15 protein-coding genes are annotated in these 17,679 nt (G+C 72.5%); 10 read left to right on the top strand and 5 right to left on the bottom strand.

Translation table 11 applies throughout. The features are described from left to right. Positions 1 to 55: 55 nt before the first annotated feature. Positions 56 to 1,000: an oxygenase MpaB family protein gene (locus tag ACFW2Y_RS18720; protein WP_384880080.1), complete on the top strand. Its 945-nt coding sequence runs from the start codon at positions 56 to 58 to the stop codon at positions 998 to 1,000. A gap of 172 nt (positions 1,001 to 1,172) precedes the next feature. On the opposite strand, the gene ACFW2Y_RS18715 is transcribed toward ACFW2Y_RS18720, so the two are convergent. Beyond that, positions 1,173 to 2,696 carry a M1 family metallopeptidase gene (locus ACFW2Y_RS18715; protein WP_384880077.1) on the bottom strand — a complete coding sequence of 508 codons (1,524 nt, stop codon included), beginning with the start codon at positions 2,694 to 2,696 and terminating at the stop codon, positions 1,173 to 1,175. 213 nt (positions 2,697 to 2,909) lie between these two features. Here ACFW2Y_RS18715 and ACFW2Y_RS18710 point away from each other — a divergent pair, with 213 nt between their 5' ends. The 3 genes from ACFW2Y_RS18710 (at position 2,910) to ACFW2Y_RS18700 (ending at position 6,770) form a co-directional block, all read left to right on the top strand. Further along, positions 2,910 to 5,039 carry a Xaa-Pro dipeptidyl-peptidase gene (locus ACFW2Y_RS18710; protein ID WP_384880074.1) on the top strand — a complete coding sequence of 710 codons (2,130 nt, stop codon included), beginning with the start codon at positions 2,910 to 2,912 and terminating at the stop codon, positions 5,037 to 5,039. Then, positions 5,012 to 6,349, top strand: coding sequence for a M14 family metallocarboxypeptidase (locus ACFW2Y_RS18705; protein ID WP_384880090.1), 1,338 nt, complete (start codon positions 5,012 to 5,014; stop codon positions 6,347 to 6,349). Before ACFW2Y_RS18710 ends, ACFW2Y_RS18705 begins: the two co-directional genes overlap by 28 nt. Positions 6,350 to 6,467: 118 nt before the next feature. Next, the gene (locus ACFW2Y_RS18700) at positions 6,468 to 6,770 is read left to right on the top strand and encodes a hypothetical protein (protein WP_384880071.1); all 303 of its coding nucleotides are present in this window, start codon (positions 6,468 to 6,470) and stop codon (positions 6,768 to 6,770) included. Between the two features lie 120 nt (positions 6,771 to 6,890). Here the strand turns inward: ACFW2Y_RS18700 and ACFW2Y_RS18695 are convergent, their stop codons facing one another. Continuing rightward, a complete protein-coding gene (locus ACFW2Y_RS18695) occupies positions 6,891 to 7,847 on the bottom strand; it encodes an NAD(P)/FAD-dependent oxidoreductase (RefSeq protein WP_384880069.1) in 957 nt (318 codons plus the stop codon). A gap of 69 nt (positions 7,848 to 7,916) precedes the next feature. Between ACFW2Y_RS18695 and ACFW2Y_RS18690 the strand changes: the two genes are divergently transcribed. From ACFW2Y_RS18690 to ACFW2Y_RS18680, 3 genes are all read left to right on the top strand, one after another. Next, positions 7,917 to 8,369: a hypothetical protein gene (locus tag ACFW2Y_RS18690; RefSeq protein WP_384880066.1), complete on the top strand. Its 453-nt coding sequence runs from the start codon at positions 7,917 to 7,919 to the stop codon at positions 8,367 to 8,369. A gap of 13 nt (positions 8,370 to 8,382) precedes the next feature. Beyond that, a complete protein-coding gene (locus ACFW2Y_RS18685; RefSeq protein WP_384880064.1) occupies positions 8,383 to 10,020 on the top strand; it encodes an ABC-F family ATP-binding cassette domain-containing protein in 1,638 nt (545 codons plus the stop codon). 243 nt (positions 10,021 to 10,263) lie between these two features. Next, on the top strand, positions 10,264 to 10,665 hold the full coding sequence (locus tag ACFW2Y_RS18680) for a hypothetical protein (protein ID WP_384880061.1): 402 nt from the start codon (positions 10,264 to 10,266) through the stop codon (positions 10,663 to 10,665). Positions 10,666 to 10,970: 305 nt separating this feature from the next. Here ACFW2Y_RS18680 and ACFW2Y_RS18675 read toward each other — a convergent pair whose 3' ends face one another. Together ACFW2Y_RS18675 and ACFW2Y_RS18670 are read right to left on the bottom strand one after the other, a co-directional pair. Further along, positions 10,971 to 13,379 carry a Tex family protein gene (locus ACFW2Y_RS18675; protein WP_384880059.1) on the bottom strand — a complete coding sequence of 803 codons (2,409 nt, stop codon included), beginning with the start codon at positions 13,377 to 13,379 and terminating at the stop codon, positions 10,971 to 10,973. Between the two features lie 108 nt (positions 13,380 to 13,487). Next, positions 13,488 to 14,354: a hypothetical protein gene (locus tag ACFW2Y_RS18670; protein WP_384880057.1), complete on the bottom strand. Its 867-nt coding sequence runs from the start codon at positions 14,352 to 14,354 to the stop codon at positions 13,488 to 13,490. A gap of 125 nt (positions 14,355 to 14,479) precedes the next feature. On the opposite strand from ACFW2Y_RS18670, the gene ACFW2Y_RS18665 reads away from it, so the two are divergent. After that, positions 14,480 to 15,451, top strand: a complete 972-nt coding sequence (locus ACFW2Y_RS18665) for a GlxA family transcriptional regulator (protein ID WP_384880054.1) — start codon at positions 14,480 to 14,482, stop codon at positions 15,449 to 15,451. Between the two features lie 29 nt (positions 15,452 to 15,480). Further along, entirely contained in the window at positions 15,481 to 16,122 is a 642-nt protein-coding gene (locus ACFW2Y_RS18660) for a DJ-1/PfpI family protein (RefSeq protein WP_384880052.1), read from the top strand. A gap of 9 nt (positions 16,123 to 16,131) precedes the next feature. Here ACFW2Y_RS18660 and ACFW2Y_RS18655 read toward each other — a convergent pair whose 3' ends face one another. Next, positions 16,132 to 16,875: an enoyl-CoA hydratase/isomerase family protein gene (locus ACFW2Y_RS18655; RefSeq protein WP_384880049.1), complete on the bottom strand. Its 744-nt coding sequence runs from the start codon at positions 16,873 to 16,875 to the stop codon at positions 16,132 to 16,134. A 66-nt stretch (positions 16,876 to 16,941) separates the two neighbouring features. Here ACFW2Y_RS18655 and ACFW2Y_RS18650 point away from each other — a divergent pair, with 66 nt between their 5' ends. Continuing rightward, complete coding sequence (locus ACFW2Y_RS18650; protein WP_384880046.1) at positions 16,942 to 17,607, top strand: HdeD family acid-resistance protein; 666 nt, start codon at positions 16,942 to 16,944, stop codon at positions 17,605 to 17,607. The last annotated feature ends 72 nt before the right edge of the window (positions 17,608 to 17,679 follow it).

Here is a 17,679-nt window from a genome sequence, read left to right as displayed (position 1 = left end):
CGGTCGACGGCCCCTTCCGCACGGAGGCAAGCTTGAAGGCACGAGGAGGAGGCCGATGGCGATGGAACCGACGACGGCCCTCGGCCGCGCACCGGCCGTCAGCACCCCGGAGCCGCCGCCCGTGGGCGGCGTGCTGTGGAGCCTCGCGGGAGACGTACGGGCGCTCCTGATGCTGCCCGCCGCCCTCACCCTGCAGGTCGCCCACCCGGCCGTGGGTGCCGGCGTCGACGACCACTCCGTCTTCCGCACGGACCCCTGGGGCCGTGGCGAGCGGTCCCTGCGCTCGCTCCAGCTGTGGATCTACGGGGGCGACGAGGCCGCGCGTGAAGGCCGCCGGCTCCGGGAACTGCACCGGACCATCCAGGGCGTCGACGCCCACGGACGCCGCTACCACGCCCTCACCCCGGCCTACTACTCCTGGGTGCACGCAACCGGCTTCCCCGTCTACCGGCACGGGCTCCGCCTCCTCGTCCGCCCCCTCAGCGAAGCCCAGGAGCGGCAACTGTACGCCGAGTGGCTGCAAGTAGGTCGGATCCTCGGCATCCACGACCGGGACATGCCCCAGACGATCGAAGCGTTCTGGCCGTACTACCAGCGGGTCCTCGCCGAGGAGATCGAGGCCACCGCCGTCGTTCGGGAACTGCTCGACACCGACCTGCCGTTGCCCGCACCCGATCGCGGGCCGCTGCCGCTCCGGCTCGTCCTCCGTCTCCTCTGGCCGGCCCTGCGCCGTCCGTTCCTGAAGCTCCGGACCTTCCTCACCGTCGGCCTGATGCCGCCGGAGGCCCGACGGGCCATCGGCCTGGAGTGGACGGACGAGCAGGAGCGGTCCCTGCGCCGCTTCACCCGGATCGTCCGGGTGGTGGTGCCCGTGCTTCCCGAGCGGCTGCGTTACCTCCCCCTGGCCCGGAGGGCCCGCAAGGCCGCCCGCCACGCCGGCGGACGGCCCGTGGGAGGTGCGCAGCCGGTCCGCTTCCGGAAGCCGGGGGCGTCGGCGTGAGCCCCTGCCGGATCAACGGCCCCGGAGCAGAGGGCGTCCGGCGGGGCGCCGATGCGCTCCCCGGGCACCGGGACCGATCGCGAACGGGCGGCCCGGTCGGGGCGTGAAACCCGGGTGGCCACCGGAGTGACTCCGGGGCGGCTCCGGGGCGACTGCCGAGAGCCCTCCGGGGTCAGCGCCCGGGGCGGGCGTCGTGGTCGTGGACGGTGTTCGTCGCCGCGATCTTCTTCCAGGACTTCGGCGGTGCGGGCTCCGTCGACGGCGCGGTCGAGCGGGTCGCCGGGCCCGAGGTCGCGGGCACCGCCGCGGCGGCCGGCTTCGACGGCTGGTACAGCCAGGTGTCGAAGAGCGCGGCGAGTCGCTTGCCGGAGACCCGCTCCGCGTACCGGACGAAGTCCGAGACCCCGGCGTTGCCGTAGGCGAACTCCTGCGGCCATCCCTTCAGGACCGCGAAGAAGCGCTCGTCGCCGATCTCGTTGCGCAGCGCCTGGAGGGCCCAGGCACCCCGGTCGTACACCGCGATGTGGAACTGGTTCTCGGCACCCGGGTCACCCGGCCGCACGGTCCAGAACGGGTCCTCGGCCGTCCGCGAGGCGTACACGTAGTCCGCCAGTTCCTGCGCCGTGCCCTCGCCCTCCTTCTCCGACCACAGCCACTGGCTGTAACGGGCGAAGCCCTCGTTGATCCAGATGTCCTTCCAGTCGCGGACCGACACGCTGTCGCCGTACCACTGGTGCGCCAACTCGTGCACGACCACCGAGACGTTCGCGCCGTTGGCGAACTGCCGCGGGCTGTAGAACGGGCGGGTCTGCGTCTCCAGGGCGAAACCACTGGTCACGTTCGGCACGTAGCCGCCGAGGGAGTTGAAGGGGTACGGGCCGTAGACAGACTCCAGCCACTCCGCCACCTCGGTGGTGCGCTCGATCGAGGCGCGGGCGGCCCCGGCGTTGTCGCCGAGGTCCTTGCTGTACGCGTTGAGCACGGGCAGTCCGTTCGCGGTCCGGCCCGTCGTGATGTCGAACCGGCCGACGGCCAGCGTCGCCAGATAGGTCGCCTGGGGTTTGTTGGAACGCCAGTTGAAGCGGGTCCAGCCCAGCCGCGAGGACTGCGACCGCAGCACACCGTTGCTGATCGCCTGGTGGCCGTCCGGCACCAGGACCGAGACGTCGAAGGTGGCCTTGTCCAACGGGTGGTCATTGGACGGGAACCACCAGACGGCCGACTCCGGCTCCTGCGCGGCGACTCCGCCGTCCGGGGTCCTGGCCCAGGCCGACCAACCGTCGATCCTGAGCTCCGAGGGCTTGCCCGCGTACCGGACGACCACCGAGATCGGCGTGTTCCTGCGCAGCGGGGTCGCCGGGGTGACCTCCAGTTCGTGGTCTCCCGAGGCGGCGAACCCGGCCTTCCGTCCGTTCACCCTGATCTCGCTGACCTCCAGGCCGAGGTCGAGGTTGAAACGGGACAGGTCCTGCGTGGGGGTGGCGAGGATCGTCGCCGTGCCCTCCAGGAGATCCGTCGCCGGCTGGTACTTCAGGCGCAGGTCGTAGTGGGAGACGTCGTAGCCGCCGTTGCCGCTGGCGGGGTAGTAGGAGTCGCCGATGCCCGGGGCGCCGGGTGTGAAGGAGGCCGCCGATGCCGGGATCGCCAGCAACAGCGAGGCCGCGAGGGCGCTCGGAACGATCAGTCTGCGGTGCACGGGTGCTCCCGGGTCCTAGGAAACGTAAGACGTGCGGATGGTCGTCGATCCTTGGCTCGGAGCCCATTCAGCGCGCCGACGCACCGTCACGTCCAGGGGACCCCCCGTCACACGAGCGCCATTCGGCCGAGACGCACCGCCCGTCACCCGCGCCGCGGCCGAATGCCCGCGGCACCCTTTTGCGGGGGAGTCGACCGGGGTACGTTCCGGCGCATGCCGATGCGAAAGCGGAGAACCCGCGGACCCGGACCGTCGTACGGAACCGTTCTCGCCGCGGTCACGGCCGCCCTGTTCGCGACCCTGGTGACGCCCGCCGGCGCCGAGCCGGAGCCGGTCCCGCCGCCCGTCCGCGAGTCCCGCCCCGTCTACTCGTACGCCGATGCCGTTCGCGAGTCCGTCTGGGTCGACACCGGACTCGACGGCGACGGCGACGGGCGCGCCGACCGGGTCGCCGTCGACATCGTGCGTCCCCGCGAGCCGGCCGCGGCCGGCCGGAAGATCCCGGTCATCATGGACGCCAGTCCGTACTACGCCTGCTGCGGACGCGGCAACGAGGGCCAGAAGAAGACGTACGACGCCGAGGGGAATCCGGTCCGGTTACCGCTCTTCTACGACAACTACTTCGTTCCGCGCGGCTATGCCTTCCTCGCCGTCGACCTCGCCGGCACCAGCCGCTCCGACGGCTGCAACGACGTCGGGGGCCGTTTTGACGTCCAGTCCGCCAAGGCCGTCGTCGACTGGCTCAACGGCCGTGCCCGCGGCTACGCCTCCCGCACCGGGGACACCCCGGCCCGTGCCACCGCCTGGAGCACCGGGCGCGTCGGCATGATCGGCAAGAGCTGGGACGGCACCGTCGCCAACGGTGTTGCCGCCACCGGAGTCGAAGGGCTGAAAACGATCGTTCCGATCGGCGCCATCTCCTCCTGGTACGACTACTTCCACTCCCAGGGCGCCCCGCTCTACGACGCCAACCCGAGCTGGCTCTCCGACTACGTGAACGCCCCCGGGGCACGGGACCGTTGCGATGCGGTCCAGGAACGGATCGCCGGAGGCACCCCCTACGGCGGCGACTGGACCCCCGCCTGGAGCGAACGCGACTACGTCGAGGGCGCCGCCAAGGTCAAGGCCAGCGTCTTCGTCGTCCACGGGCAGCAGGACCTCAACGTGCGCGCGGGACAGTTCGGCCGCTGGTGGGACGCGCTCGCCGAGCACGGCGTCGAGCGGAAGATCTGGCTCTCCCAGGCCGGCCACGTCGATCCCTTCGACTTCCGGCGCGCCGACTGGGTCCGCACCCTGCACCGCTGGTTCGACCACTACCTCCTCGGCCACGAGAACGGCATCGACCGTGAACCCGTCGCCGACGTCGAACGCGCCCCGGACCTCTGGACCACCGACCGGCAATGGCCGCCGAGCACCACCCGGAGCACGACGCTGCGCCCCGCCCCCGGCACCCCCACCACGCCCGGCGTGCTCGGCCGCACCCCCGCGCCCCCCGGCTCCACCGCGACCTTCACCGACGACCGCAGCCTGGGCGAACTGGACTGGGCCGCGCGGATCGACGGCCCGACCCCCGAGAAGGCGGGGTTCGTCACCCGTCCCCTCTCCCGGGACCTGCGGATCTCCGGAGCCTCGAAGGTGACGGTCACCGCGGTTCCGACCACCACCAGCGCACACCTCTCGGTGGTCCTCGTCGACCTCGGACCCGACACGATCCGCGACTACGCGGCGGCGGGGGAGGGCATCAGCACCCTCGCCGAGCGCAGTTGTTGGGGCGCGAGCACCCCCGGTGACAGCGCCTGCTTCAAGGAGACCGTCCCCCGGACGACGGACGTCGCGTTCACCGTCATCAGCCGGGGCTGGGCCGACCTCGGCACCTGGGCCGATCCGCACCGGGGACGCCGGTTGGTTCCCGGCAAGGCGTACGCCCTTGCCCTCGACCTCGCCGCGACCGATCACGTCGTCCCGGCGGGGCACCGGCTGGCCCTGATCGTGGCGGGCACCGACAGGGACCTCCTGGACCCTCCGTCGACCACGCCGACCCTCACGCTGGACCTCTCCCGCATCTGGGCCCGGCTGCCCCTCGTGGGAGGCCGGAGCGCCTTCGACCGGGCCACCACGGGGCCGGCTCCGGCCGCGTCGACGCCCGTCACCGGCCCTCCGCCGAGCGGTTCCGCCCCGCCGGCCGCCGTCACCGGACCGCGCCTTCCCGGTCCGGGCCCCGCCGTCCGACAGGGGACCGCCGACCGCACCGATGCGCCGGACCTTCCCGGGCCCGCCGGTCCCCGGGGAGCCGCCCGTCGACCCCGTCGCGTTCCATCCGCCCGGATCGAGGAGACCCGGTGAAAACGATCGTCGGGCAGCGGAGCCGCCGTCGTGCACTCGCCCTCGCGGCGGGCGCCGCGGTCGTCGCGCTTCCGCTCGTCACCGTCCCCGCCAAAGCGGCGGACAGCGCTCCCGCGCAGGTGCTCCCGCGCACCGGCTTCGAGACGAGTCGGGGCGCCCGGTGGACCACCGAGGCCGAGGAGCGGGACTTCCTCGCCGTCATCGACCGGACCGGTGACCGGACGTCGGTCCGCCGGATCGGCACCACCGGACAGGGGCGCCCGCTCCGGCTGGTCACCCTCGGCGAGGGCCGCTCCGGCCCCGCCGTGCTGCTCGTCTGCAGCCAGCATGGCGACGAGCCGGCCGGCCGAGAGGCCTGTCTGAGCACCCTGCGCGACCTCGCGTACGCCCGGGACGAGGAGACCCGTCGCTTCCTCGCCCGCACCACCGTGCTGGTCCTGCCCACCGCGAACCCCGACGGACGCGAGGCGGACACCCGTGGCAACGGCGACGGCATCGACGTGAACCGCGACCACCTGGCCCTGCGGACCGCCGAGGCGCGTGCGATCGCAGCCGTCATCCGTGACCGACACCCGGAACTCGTCTACGACCTGCACGAGTACGGTGCCACTCCCCGGTACTACGAGAAGGACCTGCTCGCCCTCTGGCCCCGCAACCTCGATGTCGATCCGCACGTCCACGACGAGTCCCGGACGCTCTCGGAGTCCTACGTCCGGCCCGCCGCCCGCCTCGCCGGCCACAGCAGTGGCGTCTACGGCATCTGGACCGATCCCCTCACCGGCAAGCCGATCAAGCAGGTCGCCGGTGACGGCCAGGAGCGGATCCTGCGCAACACAGCCGGCGTCAAGCACTCCGCGGCACTGCTCGCCGAGACCCGGGTGGACGCGCTCGACCAGCCGGAGAAGGACGATCCGGCCCGCAACCACCGGCGTCGCGTCGCCACCCACCGTGCCGCGCTGGAAGGCCTCTTCGCCCATCTGGAGGAGCGCCGCGGACCGCTCACGGCGGCCACCGCCCTCGCCCGGCACACCGGCTTCGCCGACCGGGGGCCGGTGTACCTCGGCGGCGCCGACAACGATCCACCGGAGCCGGACGAGGTCCTCGCCGACCCGCCCTGCGGCTACCGCCTGGACGCCGCGCAGTACGCCGAGGTCGGTGACGAACTGGCCCTGCACGGGGTGATCGCACGGGTCGACGCCGCCGGTGCCCTGGTGCCGCTGGCACAGTCCCAACGAGCCCTCGTTCCACTGCTCCTGGACGCACGCGCCACCTACCACCTCGTCAGCGGACTTCCTGTGAAGAGGTGTTGACGAGTGGATTCGCCGAGCGGGTCGTGACGTGGTCCCGAACTTCTTCGAGGTAAAGTTACTCGCTGGTACTGACCATGCCTCGAACGGGCCCACGAAGCCCCGGAGTTGGAGAACCACCATGCACCACATCAAGCCCGCGCGCCGTGCCCTCACGGCGCTGCTCGCCACGACGCTGCTCGCCGGGGGCGTGCTGCTCGGGCAGACGGTGACCGCCGAGCCGGCCGCCGCCAAGGCCGTCACCTGCAACGCCGCCAAGCTGCACGCGCAGGCCCGCAAGGAGCGCGACCGCGCCGCCCAGCTCAAGCACCTGCACGCCACGACGGAGGCCCGCAAGGCCTTCGCCCGCGCCGATGCCCTGGAACGCCAGGCCAAGCGGTGCGCCGATGCGGACAGGTACCACAAGCCGCCGCTCTGGAAGTAGGCGGAGCGGGCCCCGCGGGGCGGTCGTCGTCCTCCCGGGCGGTGACCGCCCCGCGGCCGTTCCCGCCCCGTCCGCCGGGGCCGGTCGGGCGCGTCCGCCGGTCAGTCGAAGGCGAACCGGTCAGCCGAGGGCGAGGTCCGCCGCCCGCAGCGCGCAACCCCAGGCCACCGTCACCCCCGCGCCGCCGTGCCCGTAGTGATGCACCAGGCGCCCGCCGCCCGGTAGCGGCTCCACCTCGATCCGCACCCCTCCCACCCGCACCGGCCGCAGCCCGACCCGGTGCCCCAGGACCCGGGCGTCCGCGATCTCCGGCCGCACCCGCGCGCACCGCGCGACGATCGCCGCCGCCGTCGCCGGATCCGCGTCGAGCCGCTCGTCGTCCTCCTCGGCCGTCCCGCCGAGCACCAGGCGGTCGGAGTGCGGGAAGAAGTACGTGGTCTCGCCGGCCGTCCCGTCGGCCGCAGTGAACCACTCGTCGATCCCGGGGTTCTCCACCAGGACCAACTGCCCCCGCACCGGCCGCAGCGCGGGATCCGGGGCGAGTGCGCGCGCTGCGAGTCCGGTGCAGTCGACCACCACCGGGGCGAAGGCCGCAGCCTCCTCGAACCCGCTCACCGCGCGCTGCTCGAAGACGCCGCCCGCGGCCTCGAACCGGTCCCGCAGGAAAGCCAGGTGGACCGGCATGTCGATCAGCGGCAGGCGCGCCGCCAGGCCCGTCCGGTACGGTCCCGGCACTTCGTCCGGCGCCAACCGTCGGAGCCCCTCGACCTCGCCCGCCCACGGACCGAGGTGCTCCAGGGTCGTGTCCGCATGGACCCCGGCCGTCCACCGGACCCCGCTGCGGTCCGGATCCACGGCCAGCTCGGCGTACTCGTGCAAGGAGGCGAGCGCCCACGCCCCGACCTCGGCCGCCGGTTCGATCCGGTACGGCCACCACAGTGCGCCCGCCACCGCCGAAGTCGTCCGCGTCACGGCGTCCCGCGACCAGATCCGTACCCGCAGGCCGCGCTCCGCCAGGGTCGTTGCCGTCGCCAGCCCGATGACTCCGCCGCCCACCACGATCACGTCGCACCACATGCCCGGACCGTACCGGGACCGGGACATTTCCGGGACGGTGCAGCCACGGAAGATCGAAATACTTGAGCCATGCCGCTCCCGTACACATCCCTCGACCTCACCTCCGTGGTTTCCGCGGGCGGTGGTCACCAGGTCCGCCACGACTTCCTCGTCGACGGCGGGCCGCTCCTCCGGCAGCTCGACGAGATCGAAGGAGCGGACGTCGTCTCGCCCCTCGCGGCAGATCTCCCGCCCACGGTCCGTGCCGAGCACGCCCTCCGCCTCCTGTCGGCCGACGGCACCCGCCAGGTGATCCACTCCTGCCCCGATTGCGAGGACCCCGGATGCGGTGCGGTCACCGCCGTCGTCCTGCGCGAGGGGGGTGACGTCGTCTGGCGCGACTTCGCCTGGCAGACCGGACCCACCGTCGACCTCGTGCGCGAGGGATACCCGGGGATCGGCCCCTACCGGTTCCCCGCTGTCGACTACCGGTCCGTGCTGCTGCGCCTGCTCACATCCACGGAGCGATGCGGCGTCGCCTAGGATTCGTTCCCTGATGACTGCAACCCTCGTCGCCAAGGACCTCGCCGCCGGCCACGGCGAACGCACCCTCTTCGCTGCTCTCGACCTCGTCGTCGCCCCCGGTGACGTCATCGGCCTCGTCGGCGTCAACGGCGCCGGCAAGTCGACCCTGCTGCGGCTGCTGGCCGGGCTCGACGTCCCGGAAGAGGGAGAACTGCGCCTCTCCCCGCCCACCGCCGCCGTCGGACACCTCCCGCAGGAACCCGAGAGGCGTGCCGGTGAGACCGTGCGGGAGTTCCTCGCCCGTCGCACCGGCGTCGCCGCCGCCCAGGCCGCCATGGACGAGGCCACCCAGGGGCTCGTCGACGGCGCCCCCGGTGCGGACGACGCCTATGCCCTCGCCCTCGAACGATGGCTGAACCTCGGTGGAGCCGACCTCGACGAGCGCGCCGAAGAGGTGGCCGACTCCCTCGGCCTCACCGTCGGCCTCGACCAGCCGATGACCGCCCTCTCCGGTGGCCAGGCCGCCCGTGCGGGCCTCGCCTCGCTGCTCCTCTCCCGCTATGACGTCTTCCTGCTCGACGAGCCCACCAACGACCTCGACCTCGAAGGCCTGGAGCGGCTGGAATCCTTCGTGAAGGGGTTGCGCGCCGGCACGGTCGTCGTCAGTCACGACCGCGAGTTCCTCGCCCGCACCGTCACCAAGGTCCTCGAACTCGACCTCGCCCAGCAGCAGATCACCTTGTACGGGGGCGGTTACGAGGCGTACCTGGAGGAGCGGGCCACCGCACGGCGCCACGCGCGCGAGGAGTACGAGGAGTACGCGGACAAGAAGGCCGCCCTCGAAGGCCGTGCCCTCATGCAGCGCAACTGGATGGACAAGGGCGTACGCAACGCCCGCCGCAAGGCCACCGACAACGACAAGATCGGCCGCAAGCTCCGCGGGGAGGCCAGCGAGAAGCAGGCGGCGAAGGCCCGGCAGACCCAGCGCATGATCGAGCGCCTCGACGCCGTCGAAGAACCCCGCAAGGAGTGGGAGCTGCGCATGGAGATCGCCGCCGCACCCCGCTCCGGCTCGGTCGTCGCGACCCTGCGCGAGGCCGAGGTGCGCCGCGGGGACTTCTCCTTCGGCCCCGTCACCCTCCAGATCGACTGGGCCGACCGGGTCGCCGTCACCGGGGCCAACGGCGCCGGCAAGTCGACCCTGCTCGCCGCGCTCCTCGGGCGCCTTCCGTTGGACTCCGGCGATGCGGTGCTCGGCTCGGGCGTCGTCGTCGGCGAGGTGGACCAGGCCCGGAAGCTCTTCCACGGCACGGAGACGCTCCTGGAGGCATTCTGTGCGGCCGTGCCCGACACCGAGCCCGCCGACGTCCGGACGCTGCTCGCCAAGTTCGGTCTGAAGGCCCTCCACGTCCTGCGTCCCGCCACCACCCTCTCCCCGGGCGAGCGGACGCGCGCCGCGCTCGCCCTGCTCCAGGGCCGCGGGGTGAACCTGCTCGTCCTGGACGAGCCGACCAACCACCTGGACCTGCCGGCCATCGAGCAGTTGGAGTCCGCCCTCGACTCGTACACCGGCACGCTGCTCCTCGTCACCCACGACCGCCGGATGCTCGACGCGGTCCGCACCACCCGTCGCATCGAGGTCGCCGACGGCAAGGTGACCGAGCTCTGATGACGGTCTCCTCCGGACGGGGACCCTGCGCAGCGCGGGTCCCCGCACCCTGACCCCGGAGGCGTCCACGGCGGCCACGCCGTGGGCGGCGACGAGGACCCGACCCGCCGCCTTGCACGGTTGCCGGTCGGGCCGTGAACTGTACGCGTACGGCTTTCCGCAGCGCGTGGCCGTGGCCGCCGAGACCGACAGCTCGACGGTCGGCCCCGCCCTCGCGGACGGCGCATTCCAGGAGGCAACACCATGACCGACCTACTGACCCGGCTGACCGAGATGCTGGACGACCTCGACGCGGACGTCGACGCGACGATCGACCTCGCCGATGAGATCGCCTCCTCGGGTGACGCCGGCCTCCTGCCGCGTCTCCAGGCGGAGCTGGACCGCGCCCTCACCGAGCAGAACGCCTACGCCCGTGAGCTCCTCGGCGGCGTCCTCGCAGCGATCGGCGGCTCCGACACTCTTCCGGCGCTGATCCGCGCCTCGGCCGTGGACCTCGGTGATGACCAGGACGGTCTGGCCGCCGAGATCGTGGACCTGGTCCAGGCCGACCCGAAGGCCGCTCGCCGTCTCCTGCAGCCGCTGGCGGAGGACGACGACCTCTCCGTCGCCCATCGCGCCGACTGGGCGATGCGCTTCCTGCCGTAACCCGGCCGCGATGCGAAGGGGGGCACCGTGGGAGGCCGCCCCCTTCCGCCGGCCGCGCCCCGGGCGGCCCGGCACGCGGGCGACCGGTGCAGCTCGGCCCTTGCCGCCTCCTCCGGGAGCAGGACGTGTGGGTCCCCCCCCGGAGGGGGCAACTGACCACGGCTGGGCGACCGGTTCCCGCCGGCAGCGGATCCGGGTCACCCCGGCCCGATCACCCATGGGGAGCGGCCGTCCCCGTCGCCCTGCTCGGGGCTGACGGGGACGGCTCCGACGGCTCGCCGGACGGGCTCCTCCGAACGGCGCCCCTATCGGCGCTTGTCGTTCCCGCCGCCCAGCAGGCCTGCCTTGCGGAGGGCGTCCGCCATTGCGCTGTTGGCCGGTGCGGGCGCTGCTGAACGGCCCCGGTCGTTCCGGCCGCCGCGGTCGTTCCGCTCGCCCCGCCGGGCCTCGCCCTGTCGCTGCTGCGGCGGCCGGCCGGAACGCTCGCCCCGTCCCCCGCGCTCGCCCCGCTCGCGCCTGGACGGGCCTCCCTGGGCGTCGGCACCCGGTTCGTCGTCGAGGCGCAGGGTCAGTGAGATCCGCTTGCGCGGCACGTCCACGTCCAGGACCTTCACCTTGACCACGTCGCCCGGCTTCACCACGTCGCGCGGATCCTTGACGAAGGTCTTCGACATCGCCGACACGTGTACGAGGCCGTCCTGGTGCACACCGACGTCCACGAAGGCGCCGAACGCCGCCACATTGGTGACCACGCCCTCCAGGACCATCCCGGACGACAGGTCTCCGAGCTTCTCGACGCCCTCCTTGAAGGTAGCCGTCCGGAACGCCGGACGCGGGTCGCGGCCCGGCTTCTCCAGTTCGCGCAGGATGTCCGTCACCGTCGGCAGGCCGAAGGTCTCGTCGACGAAGTCGCCGGCCCGCAGGGAGCGCAGCGTGCCCGTGTCACCGATGAGCGCCGCGACCTCGCCGCCCGTCGCCTTCGCCATCCGGCGCACCACCGGGTACGCCTCCGGGTGCACCGCGGAGCCGTCGAGCGGATCGTCGCCACCCCGGATGCGCAGGAAGCCCGCGCACTGCTCGTACGCCTTCGGGCCGAGTCGCGACACGTCCTTGAGGGCCTTGCGGGAGCGGAAGGGACCGTTGGCGTCGCGGTGCGCGACGATGTTCTCCGCGAGGCCGGAGCTGATGCCGGAGACCCGCGAGAGCAGCGGCGCCGAGGCCGTGTTGACGTCGACGCCGACGCCGTTCACGCAGTCCTCCACCACCGCGTCCAGGGATCGCGAGAGCTTCGCCTCGGCGAGGTCGTGCTGGTACTGACCGACGCCGATGGACTTCGGGTCGATCTTCACCAGCTCCGCGAGCGGGTCCTGGAGCCGGCGGGCGATGGAGACGGCGCCGCGCAAGGACACGTCGAGTTCGGGGAGTTCCTGCGAGGCGAAGGCAGAGGCGGAGTAGACCGAAGCGCCCGCTTCCGAAACCATCACCTTGGTCAGCTTCAACTCCGGGTGCTTGGCGATAAGTTCGGCCGCCAGCTTGTCCGTCTCCCGGGAGGCCGTGCCGTTGCCGATGGCGATCAGCTCGACCGCGTGTTCCCTTGCCAGCCGCGCGAGCCTGTCGAGGGCCTGGTCCCAACGGTTGGCGGGAACGTGCGGGTGGATCGTCTCGGTGGCGACGACCTTGCCGGTCGCGTCGACGACGGCGACCTTCACGCCGGTGCGGAAGCCGGGGTCGAGTCCCAGCGTGGCCCGGGTGCCGGCCGGCGCGGCGAGCAGCAGGTCACGCAGGTTCGCCGCGAAGACCCGGACCGCCTCGTCCTCGGCCGCCGTGCGCAGCCGCAGGCGCAGGTCGATCCCCAAGTGCACCAGGACGCGGGTGCGCCAGGCCCAGCGGACCGTGTCCCGGAGCCACTTGTCGCCGGGACGCCCCCGATCGGCGATGCCGAAGCGACCCGCGACGATCCCCTCGTACGAGGAAGGACCCTCGGTGGGTTCCTCGGGCTCCAGCTCCAGCCCGAGCGCGTCCTCCTTCTCGCCGCGCAGCAGGGCGAGCACCCGGTGGGAGGGGAGCTCGGTGAACGGCTCGGCGAAGTCGAAGTAGTCCGCGAACTTCGCCCCCGCCTCCTCCTGGCCCTCGCGGACCTTGGACACCAGCCGGCCGCGGCCCCACATGCGCTCGCGCAGTTCACCGATGAGGTCGGCGTCCTCGGAGAACTTCTCGGCGAGGATCGCCCGTGCGCCCTCCAGGGCGGCGGCGGCGTCCGCGACTCCCCTGTCCGCGTCGACGAAGGCGGCGGCAGCAGCCTCCGGCGCGACGGACGGGTCGGCGAGCAGCCCCTCGGCCAGCGGCTCCAGACCGGCCTCGCGGGCGATCTGGGCCTTCGTTCGGCGCTTCGGCTTGAAGGGCAGGTAGATGTCCTCCAGGCGCGCCTTGGTGTCGGCGGCCCGGAGGGCGGCCTCCAGCTCGTCCGTCAGCTTGCCCTGCTCGCGCACGGAGTCGAGGATCGCCGACCTGCGGTCCTCCAGTTCACGCAGGTAGCGCAGCCGCTCCTCGAGGGTGCGCAGCTGCGCGTCGTCGAGCATCTCGGTCGCTTCCTTGCGGTAGCGCGCGATGAACGGCACGGTGGAACCGCCGTCGAGGAGCTCGACGGCTGCCTTCACCTGTCGCTCGCGTACGCCGAGCTCCTCGGCGATCCTTGCTTCGATGGACGTCGTCACGGTGTCCCGACTCGCCTTCTCGTGCCTCAAGCTTGCTCATGCATTGTGCCGGGTCGATCACCCGGATGCGGCAATCGACCCGATCACGTGCGCGCCGGGGCCCGTGATTCAGCCCTTTCCGATGAGATCCGAGGGGAAGGCGCCCGCGCCGGCCGCCGTGACCGCGAAGTCGCGTGCCAGCTCGGTGAGCCGTTCCACGCCCGTGGCGCCGAGGTGCTCGTACGGAGCGGAGTCCAGCCGGTCCGTGGTCTGCTCCAGCTCCTCGCGCAGCCGCGCCCCCGCCCCGGTCAGCTCGCCCTCGGCGTCCAGCAGGCCGCGCTCGCGCAGCCGACCGACCGCGGCCTCCCAGTCGGAGCGTCGCCAGCCGCGGCTGGCGAGGAACCAGCGCGGGCTCATGGCCTTGCCGGTCGCCGTGTGCGACACGACCGCTTCCACGGGGTCGAGGCCGAGCGAGAGCAGGGCCGCGAGGTGACCGTCGCCCCGGTGTTCGCGCAGCAGCGTGGCGGCGTGCCAGTAGGCGAGGTGGGGGGCCTCCGGTACGGGCAGGTCGGCGTTGGCGGAGTAGAGCGGACGGGCGTGCCGCGTGCACGCCTCGGCGGCGCGCAGGGCGAGTTCGGCCGCCTCGGCCATTTCCGGGGAGGCGACCGCACCGTCGCCGAGCAGTCGGCGGAGGGTCGCGTCGACGGCGCGCAGTCGCGCGTCGAGGACGGCCGCGGGGGAGGCGGTCTCCCAGACGGCGGGGAGGTGTTGGGCGAGGAGTTCGTGGTTGTAGTTGTAGAAGGCCGCGGCGACGGTGCCGGCACCCACCGCGCCGAGCACGGCGCTCCGGGCGGCGAGCCGGGCGGGTGTGGCGTCGGTGATGCCGAGTGCGCCGAACTCGCGGTCGAGGTCGGGCGAGAAGTAGAGCGTGGAGTGCATCGTGTTGACGACGTTGTGGCAACGGCGTCCGGCGCGCGGGGGCAGGTGGCTCGTCATGGAAGCAAAGGTTACCGACTGGTTGGTACGACGGGAACGGGGTCTTCCCCGTCGTCCGCGCGAGGGCAGGAAGAGTGGGTTTTCCGTCATTGCGGACGGAGACGGCTCCCGCCGAGGATGAGGACATGCCCCAGCGATCCGTTCTCGTCGTCCTCTTCGACGGCGTCCAGAGCCTCGACGTCACCGGACCGATCGAGGTGTTCGCCGGCGCCGGACGCGTCGCCGGGGATTTGTCCGCCTATCCGATCCGCACCGCCTCTTTGGACGGGGCGCCGGTCCGCACGCACAGCGGACTGCGCCTGCTGCCCGACACCGGCCTCGACGAGGCCGTCGCCGACGGCTTTCCGCACACCCTGGTCGTCCCCGGCGGCGAAGGCACCCGGGACCCCGCCCCGACCCTGATCGACTGGCTCCGCGTCCACGGCCCGCGGGCCGCCCGCCTGGTCTCCGTCTGCACCGGGGCTCTGCTCCTCGCCGAGGCGGGGCTCCTCGACGGCCACCGGGCCACGACCCACTGGAACGCCTGCGAGCACCTCGCCCGCCGACACCCCCTGGTCGAGGTGGACCCGGACCCCGTCTTCGTGCGGGACGGGCGGCTCGCCACCTCCGCCGGGGTCACCGCCGGCATCGACCTGGCCCTCGCCCTGGTCGAGGAGGACCTGGGTCGGGACGTCGCGCTCACCGTCGCCCGTCACCTGGTCGTCTTTCTGCGCCGCCCCGGCAACCAGGCCCAGTTCAGCGCCCAACTGTCCGTGCAGACCGCCCGCCGGGAACCGCTGCGGGACCTCCAGCACTGGATCACCGAGCATCCCGCCGCGGACCTCTCCGTCGAGGCGCTGGCCGCCCGCGTCCGGCTCTCAGCCCGCCACTTCGCCCGGGCCTTCCGGGCAGAGACCGGAACGCCGCCCGGCAGCTACGTCAACCGGGTCCGGCTCGAACACGCCCGTCGGCTCCTGGAAGACAGCTCGCGCGGTGTCGAAGAGGTCGCCCGCGCCTCGGGATACGGCACGCCCGAGGCGATGCGCCGCGCCTTCCTGAAGGCCCTGGGAACCGGCCCCGCCGAGTACCGCCGTCGCTTCCACGCACCCGTGGACTGACCGTTTCCACCGACCTGCAAAGGACCACCGTGCAGATAGCCGTCCTGCTCTACGACCGCTTCACCACCCTCGACGCCGTCGGCCCCTACGAACTGCTCGGCCGTCTTCCCGGGGCCGAGGTCGTCTTCGTGGCCAAGGAGGCCGGCCCGGTCCGCAACGACCAGGGCAGCCTCGCCCTCGTGGCCGACCGGAGCCTCGCCGAGGTGCCGCGCCCGGACGTCGTCTTGGTCCCCGGTGGCCCCGATGCGCGGATCGCCCTCGGCGACCCGGAGATCCTCGACTGGCTCCGCACCGCGGACGCCACCAGCGCCTGGACCACCGCCGTCTGCACCGGCTCCTTGGTCCTCGCCGCCGCGGGCCTGCTCGACGGACGCCGGGCCACCACCCACTGGCTCGCCCGGGAGGAGCTGCGGGCGCTGGGCGTCGAGCCCACCGGCGAGCGCGTCGTCTTCGACGGCAAGTACGTCACGGCCGCCGGCGTCTCCTCCGGCATCGACATGGCGCTGCACCTGATCGGCCGGATCGCCGGGGACGAGACCGCCCAGACCATCCAGCTGCTCACCGAGTACGACCCGCAACCGCCCTATGACGCGGGCTCGCCGGAGAAGGCCCCGGCAGCGATCGTGGCGCACTGGCGCGGGCGTCCGGTGCAGTCGGTCGCGGGGGGATGAGCCGCCGGTTCACCGTCCGTAGGTGAAGCGGGGCGCGCGGCGCTCCAAGAAGGCGGCGACCCCCTCCGTGGTGTCGCCGCTGCCGCGCGCTTCCTCCGCCCAGTGGGAGTCCCGGTCCACGCGCCCGTCGACGAACTCCTTGGCCGCGGCCTGGGTCAACGACGAACGGGAGGCGAGGACCCGTGCGAACTCGGCCACCCGCCCGTCCAGTCCGTCCGCCGGATGCAGCTCGTCCACGAAGCCGGTCCGCAGGGCCCGTTCCGCGTCCATCAGCTCGCCGGAGAACAGCAGGTACTTGGCGGTCGAGGGGCCCACGAGGGCGGTGAGCCGACGGGTCGAGGAGGAGGGGTAGACGATGCCGAGCTTTGCGGGGGTGATCCCGAAGCGGGCACCCTCCTGGGCGAACCGCAGGTCGCAGGCGGCAGCCAGCTGGCTGCCGCCGCCGACGCAGAAGCCACGGACGGCGGCGAGGGTCGGCTTGGGGAAGGCGGCGAGGGCCTCCTCGGCCCGTACCGCCAGCGTCTGCTGTTCGTCGCCGGGCTCCCGCAGCGTCGAGATGTCCGCTCCCGCACAGAAGGTGTCGCCCTCGCCGGTGAGGACCAGGACCCGGACGGAGGAGTCGGCGGCGAGCCGGTCCAGGACGCCCGGCAGGGCGCGCCACATCCCGGCGCTCATCGCGTTGCGCTTGGCGGGGTTGGCGATGACGACGGTGGCGATCCCGTCCGAGACGCTTTCCTTCAGCTGGGGCTCCATGGGGCGGATGCTATCCGCCGGTCCCGAACGTACGATCAAGAAGGGGTCGCTCCGAGGAGGCAGTGCATGGCCAAGGACGCCCGTGAGACGCAGGCCGATCCGGACCCGGTCCAGGAGATGGCGCGCGAGGGGAAACGGCTCAGTCGAAGTTTCAGTTGGCTGGCCGTGCTCGGAGTCCTGCTCGTGATCGGTGGAGTGGTCGGCCTGATCTACACCGCCGCCGCGACGCTGACCTCGATGCTCCTCTTCGGCTGGTTGCTCCTCGTCGGCGGCTTCGTGGGGTTGCTCCAGGCCATCCAGTCGCGGGGCACCAGCTACTTCTGGCTCGCCGCGGTGGTCGCCGCCCTGAACATCGCGGCCGGTGTCGTGGTGATCCGTCACCCGGAGGGCTCCGCGGAGGCGCTGACGATGTTCGCCGCCCTGCTGTTCCTGACCGGCGGGCTGTTCCGGTTGGTCGGCAGCGTGGTGGTGCGCGGGCCCCAGTTCGGTTGGACCCTGCTCCAGGGGGCCTTCGGCTTGCTGCTCGGCGTGTTGGTGCTCTCCGACTGGCCGCACAGCAGCCGATACGTCCTCGGTGTCTTCTTCTCCCTCGCACTGCTCTTCGACGGCCTCGGCCTGATCGCGATCGGGGTGGGTGGGAGGCGGATCGTCCGCATGGTCAAGCCTCCGGAGCCGATCGAGGACATGTCTCCGGACTTCCCAGAAAACGGACAAGAGCAGTCGAACATCTGACCTTGGCATAATTCGCCGGTCAAAAGGCAGCCGATAGGTGTCAACTTCTGGTCAGTAGCTCGGTCGACCTCT

This window comes from Streptomyces sp. NPDC058877 (genome assembly GCF_042742855.1).
Classification (GTDB): domain Bacteria; phylum Actinomycetota; class Actinomycetes; order Streptomycetales; family Streptomycetaceae; genus Streptomyces.
This window is presented reverse-complemented; position numbering and strand designations above follow the sequence as displayed.